The organism is Jiangella mangrovi (genome assembly GCF_014204975.1).
In the GTDB taxonomy this organism is placed as follows: domain Bacteria; phylum Actinomycetota; class Actinomycetes; order Jiangellales; family Jiangellaceae; genus Jiangella; species Jiangella mangrovi.
The window spans coordinates 4,585,225-4,604,767 of the sequence record NZ_JACHMM010000001.1 but is presented as its reverse complement, the minus strand read 5'-3'; the positions used below and the strand labels follow the sequence as shown (position 1 = coordinate 4,604,767).

19 protein-coding genes are annotated in these 19,543 nt (G+C 72.5%); 15 read left to right on the top strand and 4 right to left on the bottom strand.

What is annotated here, in order from left to right:
- The first annotated feature begins 72 nt into the window (after positions 1-72).
- The 4 genes from HD601_RS34075 to HD601_RS21285 all read left to right on the top strand — a co-directional run bounded on the left by HD601_RS34075 (position 73) and on the right by HD601_RS21285 (position 5,482).
- Positions 73-666, top strand: a complete 594-nt coding sequence (locus HD601_RS34075; RefSeq protein WP_184825238.1) for a choice-of-anchor L domain-containing protein — start codon at positions 73-75, stop codon at positions 664-666.
- On the top strand, positions 575-1,345 hold the full coding sequence (locus HD601_RS35905; RefSeq protein ID WP_343076514.1) for a choice-of-anchor L domain-containing protein: 771 nt from the start codon (positions 575-577) through the stop codon (positions 1,343-1,345). Before HD601_RS34075 ends, HD601_RS35905 begins: the two co-directional genes overlap by 92 nt.
- A 604-nt stretch (positions 1,346-1,949) precedes the next feature.
- Entirely contained in the window at positions 1,950-3,698 is a 1,749-nt protein-coding gene (locus HD601_RS21290) for an ABC transporter ATP-binding protein (RefSeq protein WP_246401683.1), read from the top strand.
- Positions 3,695-5,482: an ABC transporter ATP-binding protein gene (locus HD601_RS21285; protein WP_184825234.1), complete on the top strand. Its 1,788-nt coding sequence runs from the start codon at positions 3,695-3,697 to the stop codon at positions 5,480-5,482. The genes HD601_RS21290 and HD601_RS21285 overlap by 4 nt, the downstream gene beginning before the upstream one ends.
- A 31-nt stretch (positions 5,483-5,513) precedes the next feature.
- On the opposite strand, the gene HD601_RS34065 is transcribed toward HD601_RS21285, so the two are convergent.
- Together HD601_RS34065 and HD601_RS21275 are read right to left on the bottom strand one after the other, a co-directional pair.
- Positions 5,514-6,086, bottom strand: coding sequence for a septum formation family protein (locus tag HD601_RS34065; protein WP_184825232.1), 573 nt, complete (start codon positions 6,084-6,086; stop codon positions 5,514-5,516).
- Positions 6,087-6,183: 97 nt separating this feature from the next.
- On the bottom strand, positions 6,184-6,672 hold the full coding sequence (locus HD601_RS21275; protein WP_184825230.1) for a septum formation family protein: 489 nt from the start codon (positions 6,670-6,672) through the stop codon (positions 6,184-6,186).
- 141 nt (positions 6,673-6,813) lie between these two features.
- Here HD601_RS21275 and hisI point away from each other — a divergent pair, with 141 nt between their 5' ends.
- The 6 genes from hisI to trpC all read left to right on the top strand — a co-directional run bounded on the left by hisI (position 6,814) and on the right by trpC (position 10,914).
- Positions 6,814-7,173: a phosphoribosyl-AMP cyclohydrolase gene (gene hisI / locus HD601_RS21270; RefSeq protein WP_184825228.1), complete on the top strand. Its 360-nt coding sequence runs from the start codon at positions 6,814-6,816 to the stop codon at positions 7,171-7,173.
- On the top strand, positions 7,170-8,702 hold the full coding sequence (locus tag HD601_RS21265; protein WP_184825226.1) for an anthranilate synthase component I: 1,533 nt from the start codon (positions 7,170-7,172) through the stop codon (positions 8,700-8,702). Before hisI ends, HD601_RS21265 begins: the two co-directional genes overlap by 4 nt.
- On the top strand, positions 8,699-9,283 hold the full coding sequence (locus tag HD601_RS21260; RefSeq protein ID WP_184825224.1) for a Trp biosynthesis-associated membrane protein: 585 nt from the start codon (positions 8,699-8,701) through the stop codon (positions 9,281-9,283). Before HD601_RS21265 ends, HD601_RS21260 begins: the two co-directional genes overlap by 4 nt.
- A 91-nt stretch (positions 9,284-9,374) precedes the next feature.
- Positions 9,375-9,626 carry an HGxxPAAW family protein gene (locus tag HD601_RS21255; RefSeq protein WP_184825222.1) on the top strand — a complete coding sequence of 84 codons (252 nt, stop codon included), beginning with the start codon at positions 9,375-9,377 and terminating at the stop codon, positions 9,624-9,626.
- 72 nt (positions 9,627-9,698) lie between these two features.
- Entirely contained in the window at positions 9,699-9,980 is a 282-nt protein-coding gene (locus HD601_RS21250) for a winged helix-turn-helix domain-containing protein (RefSeq protein WP_221441183.1), read from the top strand.
- A 118-nt stretch (positions 9,981-10,098) separates the two neighbouring features.
- Positions 10,099-10,914 (top strand): indole-3-glycerol phosphate synthase TrpC, encoded by an 816-nt coding sequence (gene trpC / locus HD601_RS21245; RefSeq protein WP_184825218.1) that lies wholly within the window; start codon positions 10,099-10,101, stop codon positions 10,912-10,914.
- Positions 10,915-11,061: 147 nt separating this feature from the next.
- Here trpC and HD601_RS21240 read toward each other — a convergent pair whose 3' ends face one another.
- Both HD601_RS21240 and HD601_RS21235 read right to left on the bottom strand, forming a co-directional pair.
- Positions 11,062-12,840: a GMC family oxidoreductase N-terminal domain-containing protein gene (locus tag HD601_RS21240; protein ID WP_184825216.1), complete on the bottom strand. Its 1,779-nt coding sequence runs from the start codon at positions 12,838-12,840 to the stop codon at positions 11,062-11,064.
- Positions 12,840-13,736 carry a hypothetical protein gene (locus HD601_RS21235; RefSeq protein ID WP_184825214.1) on the bottom strand — a complete coding sequence of 299 codons (897 nt, stop codon included), beginning with the start codon at positions 13,734-13,736 and terminating at the stop codon, positions 12,840-12,842. The genes HD601_RS21240 and HD601_RS21235 overlap by 1 nt, the downstream gene beginning before the upstream one ends.
- 204 nt (positions 13,737-13,940) lie before the next feature.
- Here HD601_RS21235 and trpB point away from each other — a divergent pair, with 204 nt between their 5' ends.
- The 5 genes from trpB to lgt all read left to right on the top strand — a co-directional run bounded on the left by trpB (position 13,941) and on the right by lgt (position 19,146).
- A complete protein-coding gene (trpB, locus tag HD601_RS21230) occupies positions 13,941-15,182 on the top strand; it encodes a tryptophan synthase subunit beta (protein ID WP_184830104.1) in 1,242 nt (413 codons plus the stop codon).
- Positions 15,179-15,973 carry a tryptophan synthase subunit alpha gene (gene trpA, locus HD601_RS21225; RefSeq protein WP_184825212.1) on the top strand — a complete coding sequence of 265 codons (795 nt, stop codon included), beginning with the start codon at positions 15,179-15,181 and terminating at the stop codon, positions 15,971-15,973. The genes trpB and trpA overlap by 4 nt, the downstream gene beginning before the upstream one ends.
- Positions 15,973-16,716 (top strand): DsbA family protein, encoded by a 744-nt coding sequence (locus HD601_RS21220; RefSeq protein WP_184825210.1) that lies wholly within the window; start codon positions 15,973-15,975, stop codon positions 16,714-16,716. Before trpA ends, HD601_RS21220 begins: the two co-directional genes overlap by 1 nt.
- Positions 16,717-16,804: 88 nt before the next feature.
- Positions 16,805-17,644 carry a DsbA family protein gene (locus HD601_RS21215; protein WP_184825208.1) on the top strand — a complete coding sequence of 280 codons (840 nt, stop codon included), beginning with the start codon at positions 16,805-16,807 and terminating at the stop codon, positions 17,642-17,644.
- 131 nt (positions 17,645-17,775) lie between these two features.
- A complete protein-coding gene (gene lgt / locus HD601_RS21210; protein WP_221441182.1) occupies positions 17,776-19,146 on the top strand; it encodes a prolipoprotein diacylglyceryl transferase in 1,371 nt (456 codons plus the stop codon).
- Positions 19,147-19,543: the final 397 nt, after the last annotated feature.

Genomic DNA, 19,543 nt, shown 5'->3' with positions numbered 1-19,543 from the left:
CGACACTTTTCTTCTTTTGCTTGTGTGACGGCGGCGCCGTAGGCCCGCCGTGCCTTGAGGGGGGCACCCACAGTGAGGTCTCTGTCGTCTGTCCACAGGACGTCCGCGCTGGTCGCGGGCGGCCTCCTGATCCTCGCGACGGCCGGTGCGCCGGCGGCCCTGGCCGCCGACGAGCCGGCCGAGCGCACCTTCACCCAGTCCCTCGCCCCCAAGGGCGAGGGCGTCGGCGACCAGACCGTCGTCGACCTCGACACCGGCGACCTGACCGTCGAGGAGATCGTCCAGACCCTCGTCGGCGACGGCGTCACCGTCGACAATGTCGCGTACACCGGCAGCCCGGTCTCGGCCGGCCTGGCCGGCGGGTTCGACGACGTCTTCGGCGTCGCGGGCGGCGTCCTGCTGTCGTCCGGCGCCGTGGGGGGCGAGCGCAGCAGCGTCCTCGGCCCCAACGTCGCCGACGACATGACCACCGAGGTCGCCACGCCCGGCGACACCGACCTGTCCGAGCTGTCCGAGCTTCGCGACCAACGACGCCGCGGTGCTCGAGTTCGACTTCGTCCCCGAGACCGGCCAGATCCGCTTCGACTACATCTTCGGCTCCGAGGAGTACAACGAGTGGGTCGGCTCGGAGTACAACGACGTCTTCGGCTTCTACGTCAACGGTGAGAACTGCGCCGTCGTCGGCGACGACGCCCAGCCGGTCTCGATCAACACCATCAACGCCGGGGCGCACGCCGACCTCTTCACCGACAACGAGGACGCATCGGTGGCCACCGAGCTCGACGGCTTCACGACGGTGCTCACCTGCGCCGCCGAGGTCCAGGCCGGCGAGACCAACCACATCAAGCTGGCCATCTCCGACGCGTCGGACTACGCCTTCGACTCCACCGTCCTCATCGCGGCGGGGACCTTCGAGGCCAACCACGCGCCCGTCGCCGTCGACCAGACCGTCGAGACCACCGTCGACACCCCGGTCGACATCACGCTGACCGGCACCGACGAGGACGGCGACGAGCTCACCTACGCGCTGGCGTCCGAGCCGGAGCACGGCACGCTGAGCGGCGACGGCGCCGACCTCACCTACACGCCGGCCGAGGGCTACGCCGGCGACGACGCCTTCACCTTCACCGTGTCCGACGGCTCGGCGACGTCCGAGCCGGCGACCGTGTCGATCACGGTCGCGGAGAAGCCGACCGCCACGCCCACGCCCACCCCGTCGCCGTCCGAGACGGGCGAGCCGCTGCCCGACACCGGCGCCGGCCTCGGGCTGCCGCTGGCTGCCGCCGTCCTGTTCGGCATCGTCGGGCTGGCGTTCGTGCTCCGGTCGCGCCGGAGCGCCGCCTGACGCCGTCGTTCCACCCGTCGCTGCCCGTCTCGCCCCTTGTGGGTGAGGCGGGCAGTTCGGCGTTGGGGGTGCTGACGTGGGTCGGGCCCCTGCTGTCTTTCATTGTCGAGGGCGCCTTCAACAGCACCAGGGCCCCCTCCCCGGAATGGACCCGGCCCTTAGTGGCGCTGTGTCTTGGGTTGCGCTGGCCGCTGGCGGTTGCGCTGTGGTGTTCGGCGATGGGTCTCGCTGTGGTCCAGTTCCGCCGGCCGCTCACTGTTGATCATGGAGAAGGGCGGCTTCCGAGGCGCTGTTGAGCCGACCTTCTCCATGATCATCAAGGATCGACCACAGCATGGTGTGGTGAATCCTTGATGATCATGGTGCGGCCGCCGGTCACCGCGATTGCCGAGTCATGTCGGGGCCGGCGGGCGCGGAAACCGATTACAGGTGTGTCGGTGGCTGTTGGTACCGTACAAAGCCGGGCACCCCACGGAATTCGAGCGAGCGGTCGACCACGCCTGCGCTCCGTCCGTGGCCGCAGCGTGGAGCGCAGAGAGCGAGTGACGTGAGGGACGAGCGGCAGGCCACCCTGCGCGAGGGGGTCCGGATCCTCGTCCGGGCCATGCGGGACGAGCCGGTCATCCTCGGCATCGCGGTCGCGGGCAGCGCGGTGTACGGGTTCGCGACGGTGGCGGCGGCCGAGGTCATCGGGCGGGTTACCGACCGCGTGGTGGTGCCGGCGTTCCGCGACGGCGAGACGACCACGGGCGCCCTTGCCCTGGCGGCGCTGGCCATCATGGTGACGGCGCTGGTCAAGGCCGGCGGCATCGTGGTGCGCCGGTACTTTGCCGGGCTCGGCCAGTATCGCCTCAACGCCCGCTACCGGCGTCGCGTCAGCCGCCAGTATCTTCGGCTGCCGCTGGCCTGGCACCACCAGCATTCCACCGGCCTGCTGCTGTCCAACGCGAACGCCGACGTCGAGTCGTCGTTCTGGCCCATCGCGCCGCTGCCGTTCGCGCTCGGCGTCGTGGTCATGCTGATCTTCGCGCTGGTGTCGATGTTCCTGGCCGATCCGCTGCTGGCGCTGGTCGGCGTGCTGGTGTTCCCGGCCATCCTGGTGCTGAACTTCTTCTACCAGCGCCGGCTGTCGCCGCTGGCCACGCGGGCGCAGGCGCTGCGGGCCGAGCTGTCGGGCGTCGCGCACGAGTCCTTCGACGGCGCCATGGTCGTCAAGGCCATGGGCCGCGAGGCCGACGAGACCGCCCGGTTCGCCAAGGTCGCCGGCCAGCTGCGCGACGCCAACTCCGCCGTCGGCCGGGTGCGCGGCGCGTTCGACCCCATGATGGAGGCGCTGCCCAACCTCGGCGTGCTCGCGGTGCTGATCATCGGCTCGGCGCGGGTCGCCGAGGGCCAGATGGCGGCCGGCACGCTGGTCCAGGTCGCCTACCTGCTCACCATCACGGCGTTCCCCATCCGCGCCATCGGCTTCGTGCTCGGCGAGCTGCCGCGCGCCACCGTCGGCTGGCGGCGGGTGCAGGCGGTGCTCGGCGCGACGGGGGCGCTCCCGCACGGGACGAGCAGCCTCAACGGCTACGGCGAGCCCGCCCACCTCGGCGTCCGCGACGTCAGCTACTCCTACGTCGAGGGCACGCCGGTGCTCGACGGCGTCCACCTCGACGTCGAGCCGGGCCGCACCATCGCCGTCGTCGGGTCCACCGGGTCGGGCAAGTCGACGCTGGCCAGCCTGCTGGTCCGGCTGGTCGACCCGGGCAGCGGCGCGGTGCTGCTCGACGGCACCGACCTGCGCCAGCTCGAGCCCGGCGCGGTCGCCGGAGCCGTGTCGCTGGTGTTCCAGCAGCCGTTCATCTTCGAGGACAGCGTCCGCGACAACGTCACCCTCGGCCTGGCCGTGCCCGACGCCGACGTCTGGGCCGCACTGCGTCTCGCCCAGGGCGACCGGTTCGTGCACGAGCTCGCCGGCGAGCTCGACGCCCGCATCGGCGAGCGCGGCACCACGCTGTCCGGCGGGCAGCGCCAGCGGCTGGCGCTGGCCCGGGCCCTGGTCCGCAAGCCACGGCTGCTCGTCCTCGACGACGCCACCAGCGCCGTCGACCCCGAGGTCGAGCGGCGCATCCTGGCCGGCCTGCGCGACGCCGCGCTGCCGTCCACCGTCGTCGTCGTCGCGTACCGGCGGGCCACCATCGCGCTGGCCGACGAGGTCGTCTACGTCGAGGACGGCAAGGTGTCCGCGCGCGGCAGCCACACCGAGCTGCTGACGGCCTCGCCCGGCTACCGCGACCTCATCACCGCCTACGAGCGCGACGCCGCCGAGCGGGCCATGGCCGGCACCGACGCGAAGGACCCCGCATGAGCACCGCTTCGCAGCTGGGCGAGGTCCGCACCGACGACGGCGCCTGGCGGACGTTCCGCCGGGGGCTCGCGCTCTCGCCCGAGATCACCACCGGCCTGACGGCGACCCTGCTGCTCGCGCTGGTCGCGACGGCCGGGCGCGTCGTCGTGCCCATCGCCGTCCAGCAGACCGTCGACGGCGGCCTGAACGCCGGCGACGGCCCCGACCTCGGCTACGTCCGCTGGATGATCGCGCTGGCCGGTGTGGGCGTCGTCATCACCGTCGTCGCCGCCTACTTCATGAACCGGCGCATCTTCAAGGCCAGCGAGGCCGGGCTCGCGACGCTGCGGACCAAGGCGTTCCGGCACGTGCACGACCTGTCCGTGCTCACCCAGGACACCGAGCGGCGCGGCTCGCTGGTCTCGCGGGTCACCAGCGACGTCGACACCATCTCGCAGTTCGTCCAGTGGGGCGGACTGATCATGCTGGTCAGCATCGGCCAGCTGATCATCGCGACCATCGTCATGGCGATCTACAGCTGGCAGCTGACGCTGCTGGTCTGGATCTGCTTCCTGCCGTTGTTCCTGGCGCTGCGCACGTTCCAGCGCATGCTCTCGTCGGCTTACATGATCGTCCGCGAGCGGGTCGGCGGCATGCTCGGCGCCATCTCCGAGTCCGTCGTCGGCGCCCAGGCGGTCCGGGCGTACGCCGTCGAGGGCCGCACCCAGCAGCGCATCGACGACGCCGTCGAGTCACACCGGGTCGCGGCCAGCCGGGCGCAGCGGCTCGCGGCGACGGCGTTCTCCACCGGCGAGGTCGTGGCCGGCCTGGCCAACGCCGCCATCGTCGTGGTCGGCGTGCTGCTCGGCGTGGCCGGCGACATCTCGCTCGGGCGCATGCTGGCGTTCCTGTTCCTGGTGACGCTGTTCGTGGCGCCGGTCCAGGTGGGCACCGAGGTGCTCAGCGAGGCGCAGAACGCCATCGCCGGGTGGCGGCGGGTGCTGGGCATCCTCGACACCCCGGCCGACGTCGCCGATCCTGGCGACGACGGCGTCAGCCTCCCGCGCGGGCCCATCGACGTCCGGTTCGAGCACGTGTCGTACGCCTACCCCAGCGGCCCGACGGTGCTGCACGAGGTCGACGTGGCCATCGCCCGGCACACCCGGGTGGCGGTGGTCGGCGAGACCGGCTCGGGCAAGACGACGTTCGCCAAGCTGCTCACCCGGCTCATGGACCCCGTCGACGGCCGGGTGCTGGTCGACGGCATCGACCTGCGCGAGGTGCGCTTCGACTCCCTGCGCGAGCGGGTCGTCATGGTGCCGCAAGAGGGCTTCCTCTTCGACGACACGCTGGCGGCGAACCTGCGCTACGGCCGGCCGGACGCCAGCGACGACGACCTGCTGATCGCCGTCACGGAACTGGGCCTGGGGGAGTGGCTCGACTCCCTGCCGTTCCGGCTCGAGACACCGGTCGGGCAGCGCGGCGAGTCGCTGTCGGCGGGCGAGCGGCAGCTGGTGGCGCTGGCCCGTGCCTACCTCGCCGACCCCGACCTGCTGGTCCTCGACGAGGCCACCAGCGCCGTCGACCCCGCCACGGAGGTCCGGCTGGCCCGGGCGCTCGAGGGCATCTCCCGCGGCCGCACGTCGGTGACCATCGCGCACCGGCTGTCCACCGCCGAGGCCGCCGACGAGGTCTTCGTGTTCGACCGCGGCCGCCTCGTCGAGGCCGGGCCGCACGCCGAGCTGGTCGAGAAGGGCGGCATCTACGCCGCCCTGCACGCCGCCTGGGTCAGCCAGTCGCGCTGACCCAGGCGTGCGTGGTCCGGGCCGAGCCCGGTCAGCGGTTGGCGCCCTCGAGGGTGCCGCTCACCGGACCGGACGGGTCGAGCACGGTGCAGACGAGCTCGCGGTCGCCCTCGGCCCACGACTCCTCGGTCGGCTCCAGCCACCGGATCTCGAGGACCGACTCGTTGTAGTCCATGCCGACGAACGTGGCGAACTCGCTGATGCAGTCGCTCTCGACCTGCGTCTGGAACGCCTCGGCGCCCGGGAAGCTGCCGTCGCCCTCGGGGACCTCGAAGACCGCGAAGACCTCCTGGTCGTGCTCGTCCTCGCAGGCGATGACGGTCAGCTCGCTGACCTGCTCCTCGGCGTTGAAGTTGCTGATGCAGTCGCCCAGGCCGACGTCGAAGACGTCCTGGGTGTCGCCCTCGGGAGCCTCGGACTCCTCCTCGGCGGGCGGCTCGGTCTCTTCCTCGGCGGGGGTCTCTTCGCCCTCGGCCGCGGTCTCCTCGCTGGTGGTGGTCTCGTCGCCGTCGCCGGCGTCAGAGGCACCGTCGCCACACGCGCTGAGGCTCAGCGCCGCGGCGGCGGCCAGGGCCGTGACAGCGGTTCGAATCGTGATACGCACGAGCTTTGTCTCCTTCAGGTTGAACACGCCGATCGACGGCGTTGTGCTGCCGCCGTCCGCGGACGGACGGCGGAGTCCATTGGGGGTGCCCACGACGTCAGCGGTTCGCGCCCCGTAGCGAACCGGTCACGGGGCCGGCGGGGTCGTAGACCAGGCAGACCAGCTCGCGGTCGCCCTGGTCCCACGACTCCGCCGTGGGCTGCAGCCAGGTGAAGTCCAGCGCCGACTCCTCGTAGGCGAGGCCGACGAACGTCTGGAACTCCGTCGTGCACGTCTCGACGGCCTGGGTCTGGAGGTCGTCGTCGCTGGGGAGCTCGCCGTCGGGGACCTGCGCCGTCGCGTAGACCTCCTGCGCGTGCTCGTCCGTGCACGGGACGACGGCGACGTCGGTGACCTGCTCGGAGTCGGCGAAGTCGCCGAGGCAGTCGCCCACGCGCACGTCGAAGACGTCCGCGGCGTCGGCGGTCTCGGTGACGTTGCCCGACGCGTCGCGCTTGGGCTCGCCGTCGTCGCCCGAACAGCCGGTCACCAGGATCGCGGCGGCTACGGCCGACACCGCCGCGGCGGCGCGGAACGTGCTTGCCACGAGAAAGCTCCTTCGTCAAGGTCCGGTTACCGGGACGTACCCAACCACCGCACCCTAGTAGGTCATCGTCTCGTCCACGATGCGATACCGGAACTCCGGAGGCGTGTCCTTCGCCCGGACGCCGTCGGGGACAATGGGCAGATGCCCGGTCTCGACCCCTCCGTAGCCGCCCGGCTGAAGCTGACGCCCGACGGTCTGCTGCCCGCCGTCGTCCAGCAGCACGACACCGGTGAGGTGCTCATGCTCGCCTGGATGGACGCCGAGGCGCTGCATCGCACCCTCACGACCGGCCGGGCGACGTACTGGAGCCGCAGCCGCGCCGACTACTGGGTCAAGGGCGAGACGTCCGGCCACCGGCAGTGGGTGCGTGAGGTGCGCCTCGACTGCGACGGCGACACCCTGCTGCTGAAGGTCGACCAAGAGGGCCCGGCCTGCCACACCGGCACCCGCACCTGCTTCGACGACGGCCTGCTCGACTCCGTCGAGGGGACGGCGGCATGAGCGCGCCGCTGCCCGTGACGCCGGACCTCGAGAACTTCCGCGTCCTCGCCAAGGAGCGCCGCGTCATCCCCGTCGTGCGGCGCCTGCTGGCCGACGGCGAGACCCCGGTCGGCGTCTACCACAAGCTCGCCGGCGGGCGGCCGGGCACGTTCCTGCTCGAGTCCGCCGAGCACGGCGGCGTGTGGTCGCGCTACTCCTTCGTCGGCGCCCAGTCCGCGGCCGTCCTCAGCGAGCGCGACGGCGAGGCGGTCTGGCACGGCAACCCGCCCGTCGGCCTGCCCTCGGGCGGCGACCCGTGGGAGGCGCTGCGCGGCACGCTGCAGGCACTGCGCAGCCAGCGGCTCCCGGGACTGCCGCCGCTGACCGGCGGGCTGGTCGGGTTCGTGTCCTACGACGCCGTCCGCCGGCTCGAGCGGCTACCGGAGACGACCACTGACGATCTCCATCTGCCCGACATGTCGTTCCTGCTGGCCACCGACCTCGCCGTCCTCGACCACGACGACGGCACCATCCTGCTGGTCGCCAACGCCGTCAACTGGGACGACAGCGACGAGCGGGTCGACGAGGCATGGGCCGACGCCGTCGCCCGCCTCGACCGCATGACCACCGAGCTGGCGCGGCCGACACCGTCGTCCGTGGCGTCCTACGACCCCTCCACGCCACCGCGGCACGACAGCCGCACCGAGAAGGGCGACTTCCTGGCCGCCGTCGAGCGGGCCAAGGAGGAGATCCGGGCCGGCGAGGCGTTCCAGATCGTGCTCTCGCAGCGGTTCGAAACGGCGACGCCCGCAGATCCTCTCGATGTCTACCGCGTGCTGCGTCGCGACAACCCGAGCCCGTACATGTACCTCGTCCGGCTGCCCGGTCCCGACGGCGACGGTGACGGCGCCTACTCCGTCGTCGGGTCCAGCCCCGAGGCGCTGGTCAAGGTCAACGGCGACCGCGTCATGACGCACCCCATCGCCGGCACCCGCTGGCGCGGCGAGACGCCCGAGGCCGACGCCGCGCTGGCCGACGAGCTGCTCGCCGACCCCAAGGAGCGGGCCGAGCACCTCATGCTCGTCGACCTCTCCCGCAACGACCTCGGCCGGGTCTGCGCGCCCGGCACCGTCGAGGTGGTCGACTTCATGACGGTGCGCCGCTACAGCCACGTCATGCACATCGAGTCGACGGTCGTGGGGCGGCTGCGCGACGACCACGAGGCGCTCGACGTGCTGGCCGCCTGCTTCCCGGCCGGCACGCTGTCCGGCGCGCCGAAGGTCCGGGCCATGGAGATCATCGACGACCTCGAGCCGGTCCGCCGCGGCGTGTACGGCGGCGTCGTCGGCTACCTCGACTTCGCCGGCGACCTCGACGTCGCCATCGCCATCCGCACGGCGCTCATCCGCGACGGCGTCGGCTATGTGCAGGCCGGCGCGGGCATCGTCGCCGACTCCGACCCCGAGGCGGAGTGGACCGAGTCGCGCAACAAGGCCGCCTCGGCGCTGCGGGCCATCGCCGTCGCCGAGACGATGCGGCCGGTGGAATGAGCCCGTCCGCCCGCCGCGAGTACCTCGGCGCGCTGGTCCTGCTGGCCGCCGGGGGAGTGCTCGGGCTGGTCGCGGCGTCGCGGCCGTGGGGGAGCGCGCGGCTGGAGTCGTCACTCTCCGTGACCTCGACGACGGTGTCCGGCTCCGACCTCGTGCCGCTCGCCCCCGCCGTCGCCCTCGTGGCGCTCGCGGCCGTCGTGGCGATCCCGGCGGTGCGGCGGCTGGGCCGGCGCATCGTGGGTGCCGTCCTGGTCGTCCTGGGGGTCGTGCAGGCCGTCCTGGCGGGGCTGACGCTGCCGGACCTCGCCGGGCGGGTCCAGGACTGGCTCGACAGCAGCCCCGAGGGCCTCGGCTCGGCCGAAGAGATCACCACCTCGCCGGGCTGGGCGGTCGCCGTCGTCGCCGCCGGTCTGCTGGTCGCGGCCGCCGGCACGCTGGTCGCCGTCCGCGGCCCGGGCTGGCCGGGCATGGGCGCCCGCTACGAGCGCCCTGCCGGCGGCGAGGGTGCGCCGGCCCGGCGCCCCGCCGAGGGCAACCGCGCCACCTGGGACGCCCTCGACCGCGGCGACGACCCCACCTGACGCACCGGTACGGAGGTCGGCCGACGGGCGACCCCGGTCATCCGGCACAATGAGCGGTAACGACGCCAGGACGACAGGAGACGAGACACAGATGGCGCACAACGAGCACGGCCACACCCCGGCTGCGTGGACCACGGTCATCCTGATCCTCGCCGGTTTCGTGGTCGGCTGCATCGCCGTCATCCTGCTGAACTGGCCGCTGTTCTGGATCGGTGGTGTCGGCCTGATCGTCGTGGCCGGCATCGTCGGCAAGATCATGCAGATGATGGGCCTCGGGCAGCGCGACCCGCAGGCCGGCCCCCGCCAGCCCGCCGCCGCGACGGGCGAGGACCGCATCGGGTAGGCCATGGCACCCCCCGGCAGGACGACGTCGGACCGGGCCCCCGAGGGCCCGCCGGTCGTCTCTGTCGGTGGCGTGACGCTCGACGTCGACCATCGCACCATGGCGACGCCCGGCGGGCGCGAGGTCGCGCTCACTCCGTTGCAGGCCGCGCTGCTGGCCCATCTCATGAGCCGGGCCGGGTGCGTCTGCACGCGCGAGGAGCTCATGTGCCAGGCGCTGGGCTACCCCGTCCCGGTAGGCACCCGGACGGTGGACGTGCACGTCGCGACCCTGCGGGGCAAGCTCGGCGGGGCGCTCACCATCCGCTCGGTCCGCGGGGTCGGGTACGCCCTCGAGCCGTTCGCGGACACCTGAAGCACATGATCGTCGGGCGCCCTTCACCGGGGGTATGTCGAGAGCACTCATCACGCGCAGTTACTCTGGACCAGCCGGGTCGTTCGATCCGGGCCCGCGGCACCGGCGAGAGGCGGAGATGAGCGTTCTCGAAGAGATCATCGACGGTGTGCGCGCCGACCTGGCCGAGCGAGAGAGCCGTTGCCCTCTCGATCAGCTCAAGGAGAAGGCGGCCAAGCAGCCGCCGGCCCGTGATCCGCTGCCCCTGCTCCGTTCGCCGGGTGTCTCTGTCATCGCAGAGGTGAAACGGTCGAGCCCGTCGCGCGGTTCCCTCGCCGAGATCGCCGACCCCGCCGCGCTCGCGGTCGACTACGAGGCCGGCGGCGCCGCGGCCATCAGCGTGCTCACCGAGCAGCGCCGGTTCGGCGGCACCCTCGAGGACCTCAAGACCGTCCGGGCCGCCGTCGACGCCCCCGTGCTGCGCAAGGACTTCATCGTCACCAGCTACCAGCTGTGGGAGGCACGGGCCTACGGCGCCGACCTCGCGCTGCTCATCGTCGCCGCGCTCGAGCAGATCGCGCTGGTCAGCCTCATCGAGCGGGCCGAGTCCATCGGGCTCACGCCCCTGGTCGAGGCGCACACGGCCGACGAGGTCCAGCGGGCCGCCGACGCCGGCGCGAAGCTCATCGGCATCAACGCCCGCAACCTCAAGACCCTCGAGGTCGACACCACCACGTTCGAGCGGCTGGCGCCGTCGGTGCCCGACGGCATCGTCAAGATCGCCGAGTCCGGCGTGAAGTCGCCGCGCGACGTCATCGACCTCGCCCGGGCCGGCGCCGACGCCGTGCTGGTCGGCGAGACCCTGGTGACCGGCAAGGACCCCCGAGCCGCCGTCGCCGACCTCGTCGCCGCGGGCGCCCACCCAGCCCTCAACCGCGGCAGCCGCCAGGGCTGACCGCCCGCCGCCGGCCGCGCGGCCGGCGGCTAATCGCCACCGAATCCTGGTGGAGTTGATCATGGAGAAGGGCGGCTTCCGAGGCGATCGGAAGCCGCCCTTCTCCATGATCAACTTCGGCGGCGCGGGCGACGGGGCGGGCCCCGGTCAGGTTCGGGTGAGCAGCGCCTCCGTCACGCGGGCGTCGGTCGAGACGACAGGCGACTCCGACCCGACCCAGGGGTCGCCGCCGAAGTAGGTCGAGAAGATCTTCTCCGCGGTCCGGGTGGCCAACGCCTGCGCCGTCAGGGTCGGGTTCGGGCCGCCCAGCGAGTTGGCCAGCGCCGAGTTGTCGGCCACGAACAGCCGCTTGACCCAACGCGCCTCGGCGTGAGCGTCCAGCACCGAGTCCGCCTCGGACAGACCCATCCGCATCGACGACTGCACGTGCAGCAGCAGCGGCGGCCAGTCGACCCGCACCACCTTGCGTGCGCCGGCCGCCCGCAGCGTCTCCGCCGCGCGCCGGGCGACGAACTCGCGGTTGCGCAGCGTCCGCGCCGACCGCTGGCGCTGGTGGAACGAGACCTTCGGCACCGGGCCGTGCTCGTCGGCCGGCAGCGCGGACAGCGTGACGCGGTTCTGTGCCTCGACGTCGTCGTCGGTGATGCACAGGATGTTCAGCAGCCGGTCGACGCCGTTCATGAGGGCGTCCTTGAGCTCCGGCCCGATCATCCGGCCGGCCGCGCCGTCCCACGGACCCGTCGGTCCGCGACCGTTCGAGTAGTGCCCGCGGATGCCGCTGTCGGAGAAGACGGCGGCGAACTGCTGCAGCCCGGGCGGCAGGCCGACGTTCTCCATGCCGCCGCGGCCGGGGAAGTCCGCCCGCGCCGCCGACGCCGCGCCGCGGCTGGAGCCGGTGTCGTCGTCGAACAGACCGATGACCCAGTCGAAGAAGTGGTCGGTGTAGCCGCGGCCGACCCAGTCGTTGGGGTTCGGCAGCCGGCTGTTCAGCCACAGTCGCGGGCTCTCGGTGCAGCCGGCGGCCAGGACGACGACCCGCGCGTCCTCGCGGCGCGTCTCGCCGCTCGCGCCGTCCCTCCAGGTCACCCCGGTCGCCACGGTTTCGCCGCCGCGCTCCTCACTGTGGATCCGGGTCACGACGGCGTCAGCGATCAGCTCCGCGGCCCGCCCGCCCGCCGCCCACGACGTCGCCGTCAACGCCATGGGCACGTAGCTGTTGTCGGTCGACCGCTTCGCCGCCAGGTTGCGCGGCGCGCCGGCCGGCTTGCTGCAGCCCTGCATGCAGTAGCCGCAGAAGGTGCACCCCGTCGCCGACGGGTACCGCAGCCGGGGGTCGTCGCGTCCCGTCACACGGCCCGCGAACCCGCCGGGCTGCAGGATCGCGTTCTCCTGCGGCCGGAACGAGTCCTCCGTCGTCGTCTTCGTGGTCTGCACCTGCAGCCCGATGCCCTCGCAGCCGCGGAAGAACACCTGCTCCTTGGTGCCCATGGCGGCGGTCTGGACGGGCAGCGTCGCCTCGACCCACTCGAAGTACGGCACCAGCTCCTCGTACGCGAACGGGAACGGGTGCGACGTGTCGTACAAGTCGCGGTCGGCGCCGTCGTATCCCGCGAAGACGCCGGGGTAGGCGCGCGGGCAGTTGCCGAAGTAGTGCTGCGTCGTGCCGCCGACGCCGGACAGCTGCCAGATGAACGAGTTCTGCGGCGTCTCGCGGTACCACGCCGGCGCCTCGCGGTCGGCCGGGCCGAACCGCAGGAACCCGGTGAGCGGGTTGTTGGCGTCGTTCTCGTAGTGCGTCCACTCGCGGTCGGGGTCGGCGTGGCGCGGCCCGGCCTCGAGGATCAGCACGTCAAGGCCGCGCGCGGCCAGCTCCTTCGCGACGACGGGGCCGCCGCCGCCCGCGCCGATGACGATGACGTCGCGCATCAGGCCTCCACCTCGGTGCGTCCCTCGTAGTAGCCCAGGAAGTCGTCCCAGCCGTCGACGACGCCGTCGGGCTGGTAGCCGGACAGCTCCCAGCCCACCGGCCGCTCCGTCAGCCGCCGGGACGCACCGTCGTACACGCCCCACTCGTTGTAGGAGCCGAAGGCGGAGAACTCGAGCAGCGCCCCGGCCAGGAACCTCAGCAGCCCGCTGATCGACGAGCGCAGCGGCTCGGGCAGGCCGGAGTCGAGCAGCGCCACCAGGTCGGCGTCGGGCCCCTCGAGCAGCTCGAACGCGCGGCACTTCTCGTCCAGCGTGAGCCGGGCGAACGGCGACAGGAAGGGCCCGTTCAGCGCCAGCGGGTTCACCTGGGTCGCGACGACGTTCAGCAGCAGCGCCACCACCAGCGACAACGGCAGGGTCTCGTCGTTCTCGAGCAGCTCCTGCAGCACCCGGTCCAGCGACCAGACGGTCGGGTACAGCGGCCCGAGCAGCCCGGGCGGCGGCAGGCCGATGTCGTCGACGGCGGTCGTCAGCGCGGCCGCCAGGGGAGTGGCGAGCTGGTCCGGGAACGGCACGAAGTGGTCCAGCGCGTCGAGCATGAAGTCCGCGCCACGGGCCTCCAGCGCGCCCGGCTCCGGCCGCGGCGTGCCCTGCGCCTTCGAGTAGGCGTCCGGGCCGGGGCAGACCATGACGACCAGCCCGCTGATGGTGTCGCGGGCGAGCTCGGCGAGGACAGGGCGCAGCAGGCCCACCAGCGGTGGCAGCAGGTTCGGGGACGCGGCCGCCGACGGCGCCGCGAGCGGTGCCGCCAGGGCCGGAACCGCTGCGGCCGCGCCGAGCACCCCCATCCGGGCGAGGAACGCGCGACGGCCGAGGTCGCGGCTGGGCACGGCCATGATGTGCCTCTCTGTTACTCACGAGTACGAGCGCTGGAACGTAACGACGGCGCTGACCCAGCGTCAAGCGGTTCGGCAAATCCCGACGCGATTGGGGACGTGTCCACCCCCTGCGATACCGTCACGGGGTGACGGCGCACGGCTGCGCTCTCGTCACTGTCAGCCATCTCTGCAACGCATCGAGGAGCTACTCGGGTGGACACCATGCCCGACCACGGGCACGTCCTTGCCGCTGGTCACGACGACCGGCCCGGCCGGTTCGGCCCCTACGGCGGCCGCTACGTCCCGGAGGCGCTGATCGCGGCGCTCGACGAGCTCGACCGCGAGTACACGGCGGCCCGCCAGGACCCCGCGTTCCAGGCCGAGCTCACCCACCTGCTCACCACGTACACCGGCCGGCCGACGCCCGTCACCGAGGCGGCCCGGTTCGGCGAGCAGGCGGCCCACGGCGCGCGCATCCTGCTCAAGCGCGAGGACCTCAACCACACCGGCTCGCACAAGATCAACAACGTGCTGGGCCAGGCGCTGCTCACCAAGCGCATCGGCAAGCAGCGGGTCATCGCCGAGACCGGGGCCGGCCAGCACGGCGTCGCCACGGCCACCGCGGCCGCGCTCATGGGCCTCGACTGCGTCATCTACATGGGCGAGGAGGACACCCGCCGCCAGGCGCTCAACGTCGCCCGCATGGAGCTCCTCGGCGCCACCGTCGTTCCGGTGAAGACCGGCTCGCGCACGCTCAAGGACGCCATCAACGAGGCGCTGCGCGACTGGGTCACCAACGTCGCCACCACCAACTACGTCTTCGGCACCGTCGCCGGGCCGCACCCGTTCCCGACGCTCGTGCGCGACCTGCAGCGCATCATCGGGGTCGAGGCGCGCGAGCAGGTGCTCGAGCTGACCGGCAAGCTACCCGACGCGGTCGCGGCCTGCGTGGGCGGCGGCTCCAACGCCATCGGCATCTTCCACGCCTTCATCGACGACGCCGACGTCGCGCTGTACGGCTTCGAGGCGGGCGGCGACGGCGTCAGCACCGGCCGGCACGCCGCGACGATCACGGCCGGCACGCCGGGCGTGCTGCACGGCGCCCGGTCGTACCTGCTGCAGGACGAGATGGGCCAGACCATCGAGTCGCACTCCATCTCCGCCGGCCTCGACTACCCCGGCGTCGGCCCGGAGCACTCGTGGCTGAAGGACATCGGGCGGGCGACGTACGAGCCGGTCGACGACGCCGACGCCATGGAGGCGTTCCGGCTGCTCTGCCGCACTGAGGGCATCATCCCGGCCATCGAGAGCTCGCACGCGCTGGCCGGCGCCCGGCGGCTGGGCGAGCGGCTCGGGCCCGACGCCACGATCCTGGTGAACCTGTCCGGGCGCGGCGACAAGGACGTCGACACCGCCGCCAAGTGGTTCGGCATCATGGACGAGTCCGGGGAGGTCGCGCCGTGAGCACGACGGTCGCGTTCGAGAAGGCGCGTGCTGAGGGCCGGTCCGCGCTGGTCGGCTACCTGCCCGCCGGGTACCCGTCCGTCGACGGCTCCATAGCGGCGCTGACGGCCATGATCGAGGCCGGCGTCGACATCGTCGAGGTCGGACTGCCCTACAGCGACCCGCTCATCGACGGTCCGGTCATCCAGGCCGCCGTCGACGCCGCGCTGCGGGCCGGCACCACCACGAAGGACGTCCTGCGCGTGGTCGAGGCGGTCGCCGCCACCGGCGCGCCGGCCGTCGTCATGTCGTACTGGAACCCGCTCGACCGCTACGGCGCCGCCGCGTTCGCGCGCGACCTCGCCGCGGCCGGGGGCTCCGGCGTCATCACGCCCGACCTCACGCCCGACGCCGACGACTCCTGGATCCCGGCGGCTCGCGAGCACGGTCTCGACACCGTCTTCCTGGTGGCGCCGTCGTCGACCCCTGAGCGCATCGCCATGACGACGGCGGCCTGCCGCGGCTTCGTCTACGCGACCTCCGTCATGGGCGTCACGGGCACCCGCGAGCAGGTCGGCGACGCCGCGGCCGGACTGGTCGAGCGGACGAAGGCGACCACGGAGCTGCCGGTCGCCGTCGGGCTGGGGGTCTCCACGGCCGCTCAGGCCGCCGAGATCGCGGCCTACGCCGACGGCGTCGTCGCCGGGTCCGCGTTCGTGCGCCGGCTGCTCGACGCCGCCGACCCCGCGGCCGGGGTCGCCGCCGTCGCCGAGCTGGCCGCCGACCTCGCCGGGGGAGTGCGGACGCGCTGATGGCCAGCAAGCGGGAAGCCGCCCGGGAGCGCGCGGCGGCGCTGCGCAAGGAGGCCGAGGCCAAGGCCCTGGCCGAGCGCCGCCGCGAGCGGTTCCTGCGGGCCGGCATCTCCGTCGGCATCCTGGTCGTCATCGCCGTCATCGCGATCGTGCTGGTCAACCGGTCGTCCGACGGTCCCGAGGGCACCGGCGCCATCCCCTCGGGCACCGTCGACGGCGGCACCGGGGTCGCCGTCGGCGACGAGTCGGCGCCTGTCACCGTCGACTACTGGTTCGACTTCCAGTGCCCGTTCTGCGGCCAGTTCGAGGCCGAGAACGGTCCCGTGCTCGAGGAGCTGGTCGCCGCCGGAACGGCCCGCGTGGTCTACCACCCCGCGGCGTTCCTCGGCGAGGAGTCCGACCGCGCCAGCAACGCGTTCGGCTGCGCCGTCGACGCCGGCCGGCCGGTCGAGTACCTCACGGAGCTGTTCGCGAACCAGCCGCCCGAACGCACCGGCGGCTACACCACCGACGACCTGCTCGCGGCCGGCCAAGCGGTGGGGCTCGACGACGCCGTCTTCGAGTCGTGCGTCCGCGACGGCACCTACTCCGACTGGGGCCGGCACGTCCTCGACGCCTTCCGCGACGAAGGCCTCGAGGCAACCCCGTCGGTGCTGCTGAACGGCGAGCCGCTGGAGAATCCGGCCGGCCTCAGCGCCGCGGACTTCCGCGCGACCGTCGAAGGGGCCGTGACGACATCGTGACACCCCGATCCGGAACTCCCGTCGTACTCAATGAAGTTGTACCCTCGTCAATCCCCGTGACCCGACTCGTGTCGAAGGAAGCCCAGCGATGAGCAGCAAGAAGGCCGAGGCCCGCGAGCGCATCAAGGCCATGCGCGAAGAGCAGGCGCGCCAGGAGAAGCGGCGCGAGCGGTTGATGAAGTACGGCGTCGCCATCGCCATCGTTGCCGCGGTCGCGATCATCGCGGTGGCCGTGGCGGCCAGCCGCGGCGGCGACGACGGCCCGATCAGCGTTCCCGACGCCGCCGGCACCGGCAACGGCCTGCAGATCGACGGCGACGGCCAGGGCGTGCTCACCGGCACCGCGGACGCGCCGGTCACCATCGACTACTGGATGGACTTCCTCTGCCCGCACTGCCGCGACTTCGAGGGCGCCAACGGCAGCGCGATCCAGGCGCTGGTCGACTCCGGCGAGGCGAACATCGTCTACCACCCGCTCGACTACACCGGCGGCGTGTACTCCCGGCGGGCCAACAACGCCTTCGCCTGCGCCTCCCAGGAGGGCATGGGCACGGAGTTCAAGGACGCGGCGTTCGCCGCCCAGGGCACCCAGTGGTCCACCAGCTCGCTGGTCGACCTCGGCGAGCAGGTCGGCATCGGCGGCGACTACGAGGGCTGCGTCCGCGACGACGAGTTCGAGGACTGGGCGGCCGCGGTGCCGAACACGGCGCGCGACCACCAGGTCGAGGGCACCCCGACGGTGTTCGTCAACGGCGAGCTGCTCGACGCCAGCCAGTGGACGCCCGAGGGCATCCAGGCCGCCGTCGCCACCGTCGCCGCTGGTGGCAGCCTCGCCACGCCGGCGCCTGACGCCACCGGGACGGCCCCGGCCACCCCGCCGGCCACGCCGCCCGCGGGCGAGACTCCGAACCCGTCCGCTACACAGTGAGTGCGAGGGTGGCCCCGCGCCCAGCGGCCCGCCGCCCGGAGAACGCGCCGGTGGCTCTGCAATCAGGCGCCCAGTGAAATGGAGCACACCGCGGTGATGTACTACTCCGACTGGTCCGGTACGGTTCGCCTGTGATCGCGACTCCGGCCATGGTGCTGCCCGCCTCCATTCCGAGCCCCAGCAGCGGTTCCTGGGACATCGGCGGCTTCGAGCTGAGGGCCTACGCCCTGTGCATCATGGCCGGCATCGTGCTGGCGATCTGGGTCGGCAACAAGCGCTGGCTCGCCCGTGGCGGCGAGGCCGGCGTGGTCGCCGACGTCGCGGTGTGGGCGGTGCCGTTCGGCATCATCGGCGGACGGCTCTACCACGTCATCACCGACAACCAGCTGTACTTCCGCGAGGGTCGCGACCCCTGGCAGGCGCTGCGCATCTGGGAGGGCGGCCTGGGCATCTGGGGCGCCATCGCCATGGGCGGCCTGGGTGTGTGGATCGCCTGCCGGCGTCGCGGCGTGCCGTTCGCGGCCATGGCCGACGCCCTGGCGCCGGGCATCCTGCTCGCGCAGGCCGTCGGCCGGTGGGGCAACTGGTTCAACCAGGAGCTCTTCGGCAAGCCGACGGACCTCCCGTGGGGTCTAGAGATCGACCCCGTCAACCGCCCGGCCGGCTACGCCGACGTCGCCACGTTCCACCCGACGTTCCTCTACGAGTCGCTCTGGGCGGTGGGCCTGGCGTTCCTGCTCATGTGGCTCGACAAGCGCTACGCGATCGGCTTCGGCCGGCTGTTCGCGCTGTACGTCGCCGGCTACACGCTGGGCCGCGGCTTCTGGGAGTACCTGCGCATCGACCCCGCCAACGACGTCTTCGGCATCCGGGTCAACCTGTGGGTGTCCGGCATCATCTTCGTGGCGGCCGTCGCGTACTTCTTCTGGTCGCTCAAGAAGCACCCCGGCCGCGAGGACCCCGAGACGCTGCGCGGCTTCTACGACGAGCCCGACCCGTTCGACGAGGACAAGGCGAAGGACGGCGACGAGGCGCCCCTCACCCTCCCCGACGACGATGACGACGACGGCGACGGCGTGAGCTCGGCGGCCGCCGCCGACGGCGAGAAGCCCGACACCGAGAAGCCCGACGGCGAGAAGCCCGAGACCGAGGCGAAGCCGGCTGAGGAGAAGGCCGACGAGCCGGCGCCGGCGGCCGTCGCCACGAAGACCGCGGCGAAGAAGACCACCACGGCGAAGAAGGCCCCGGCGAAGAAGACGACGGCCGCCGCCGCCACGGCTCCGGCCAAGACGACCGCGAAGACCACGACCGCCAAGAAGACGCCCGCCGCGTCGAAGACCACCGCCGCCAAGAAGACCGCGACGAAGAAGGCCACCACCGCGGCGGCCAAGAAGGCCCCCGCGGCGGCCAAGAAGGCGCCCGCCAAGAAGGCCGCGCCCGCCGAGCCGCCGGCCGACGCGCCCGCCGCCGACTCCACCGGCACCCCCGCGCCCGGCAGCTGACGTCGCCCGAATCGCATCAGTGTGAGATCTCTGCGGGATCGGTGTGGCGATACTGTCGCTCCGACCACAGCTCCTTCACGCCGATCACGCAGCGATCTCACACGTAGCGACGCGGTCACCGTGTGAGGCGGGCGAGCGTCCACGCTCGTCCGGTCCGCGGCGCCCGGAGATCCGTCAGACGCTCCCTGGGGTGGGTCCCACACGATCGCGGCGGTTGGTTACGTCACGAAACGGCCACGAACCGCTGACGCCACGCCCGGGGTGGCCACCTTCACAGGTGCGTGGACGTCAACGTATTTGTCCCGGTCCGACAGTCCGCTGACCTGACGATCTGCGGCAACGACCGGTCATCGGCGGACGATCCGATGGTCGTGAGCGGGTTCTCTCCGGTGGTGAG

What these genes read in the sequence shown, in the direction of transcription:
- HD601_RS21290 (WP_246401683.1), top strand. Translation starts at nt 1,950, where the DNA reads ATGCGGGACGAGCCGGTCATCCTCGGCATCGCGGTCGCGGGCAGCGCG.
- HD601_RS21285 (WP_184825234.1), top strand. Translation starts at nt 3,695, where the DNA reads ATGAGCACCGCTTCGCAGCTGGGCGAGGTCCGCACCGACGACGGCGCC.
- hisI (WP_184825228.1), top strand. Translation starts at nt 6,814, where the DNA reads ATGCCCGGTCTCGACCCCTCCGTAGCCGCCCGGCTGAAGCTGACGCCC.
- HD601_RS21265 (WP_184825226.1), top strand. Translation starts at nt 7,170, where the DNA reads ATGAGCGCGCCGCTGCCCGTGACGCCGGACCTCGAGAACTTCCGCGTC.
- HD601_RS21260 (WP_184825224.1), top strand. Translation starts at nt 8,699, where the DNA reads ATGAGCCCGTCCGCCCGCCGCGAGTACCTCGGCGCGCTGGTCCTGCTG.
- HD601_RS21255 (WP_184825222.1), top strand. Translation starts at nt 9,375, where the DNA reads ATGGCGCACAACGAGCACGGCCACACCCCGGCTGCGTGGACCACGGTC.
- trpC (WP_184825218.1), top strand. Translation starts at nt 10,099, where the DNA reads ATGAGCGTTCTCGAAGAGATCATCGACGGTGTGCGCGCCGACCTGGCC.
- HD601_RS21240 (WP_184825216.1), bottom strand. Translation starts at nt 12,840, where the DNA reads ATGCGCGACGTCATCGTCATCGGCGCGGGCGGCGGCGGCCCCGTCGTC.
- HD601_RS21235 (WP_184825214.1), bottom strand. Translation starts at nt 13,736, where the DNA reads ATGGCCGTGCCCAGCCGCGACCTCGGCCGTCGCGCGTTCCTCGCCCGG.
- trpB (WP_184830104.1), top strand. Translation starts at nt 13,941, where the DNA reads ATGCCCGACCACGGGCACGTCCTTGCCGCTGGTCACGACGACCGGCCC.
- HD601_RS21220 (WP_184825210.1), top strand. Translation starts at nt 15,973, where the DNA reads ATGGCCAGCAAGCGGGAAGCCGCCCGGGAGCGCGCGGCGGCGCTGCGC.
- HD601_RS21215 (WP_184825208.1), top strand. Translation starts at nt 16,805, where the DNA reads ATGAGCAGCAAGAAGGCCGAGGCCCGCGAGCGCATCAAGGCCATGCGC.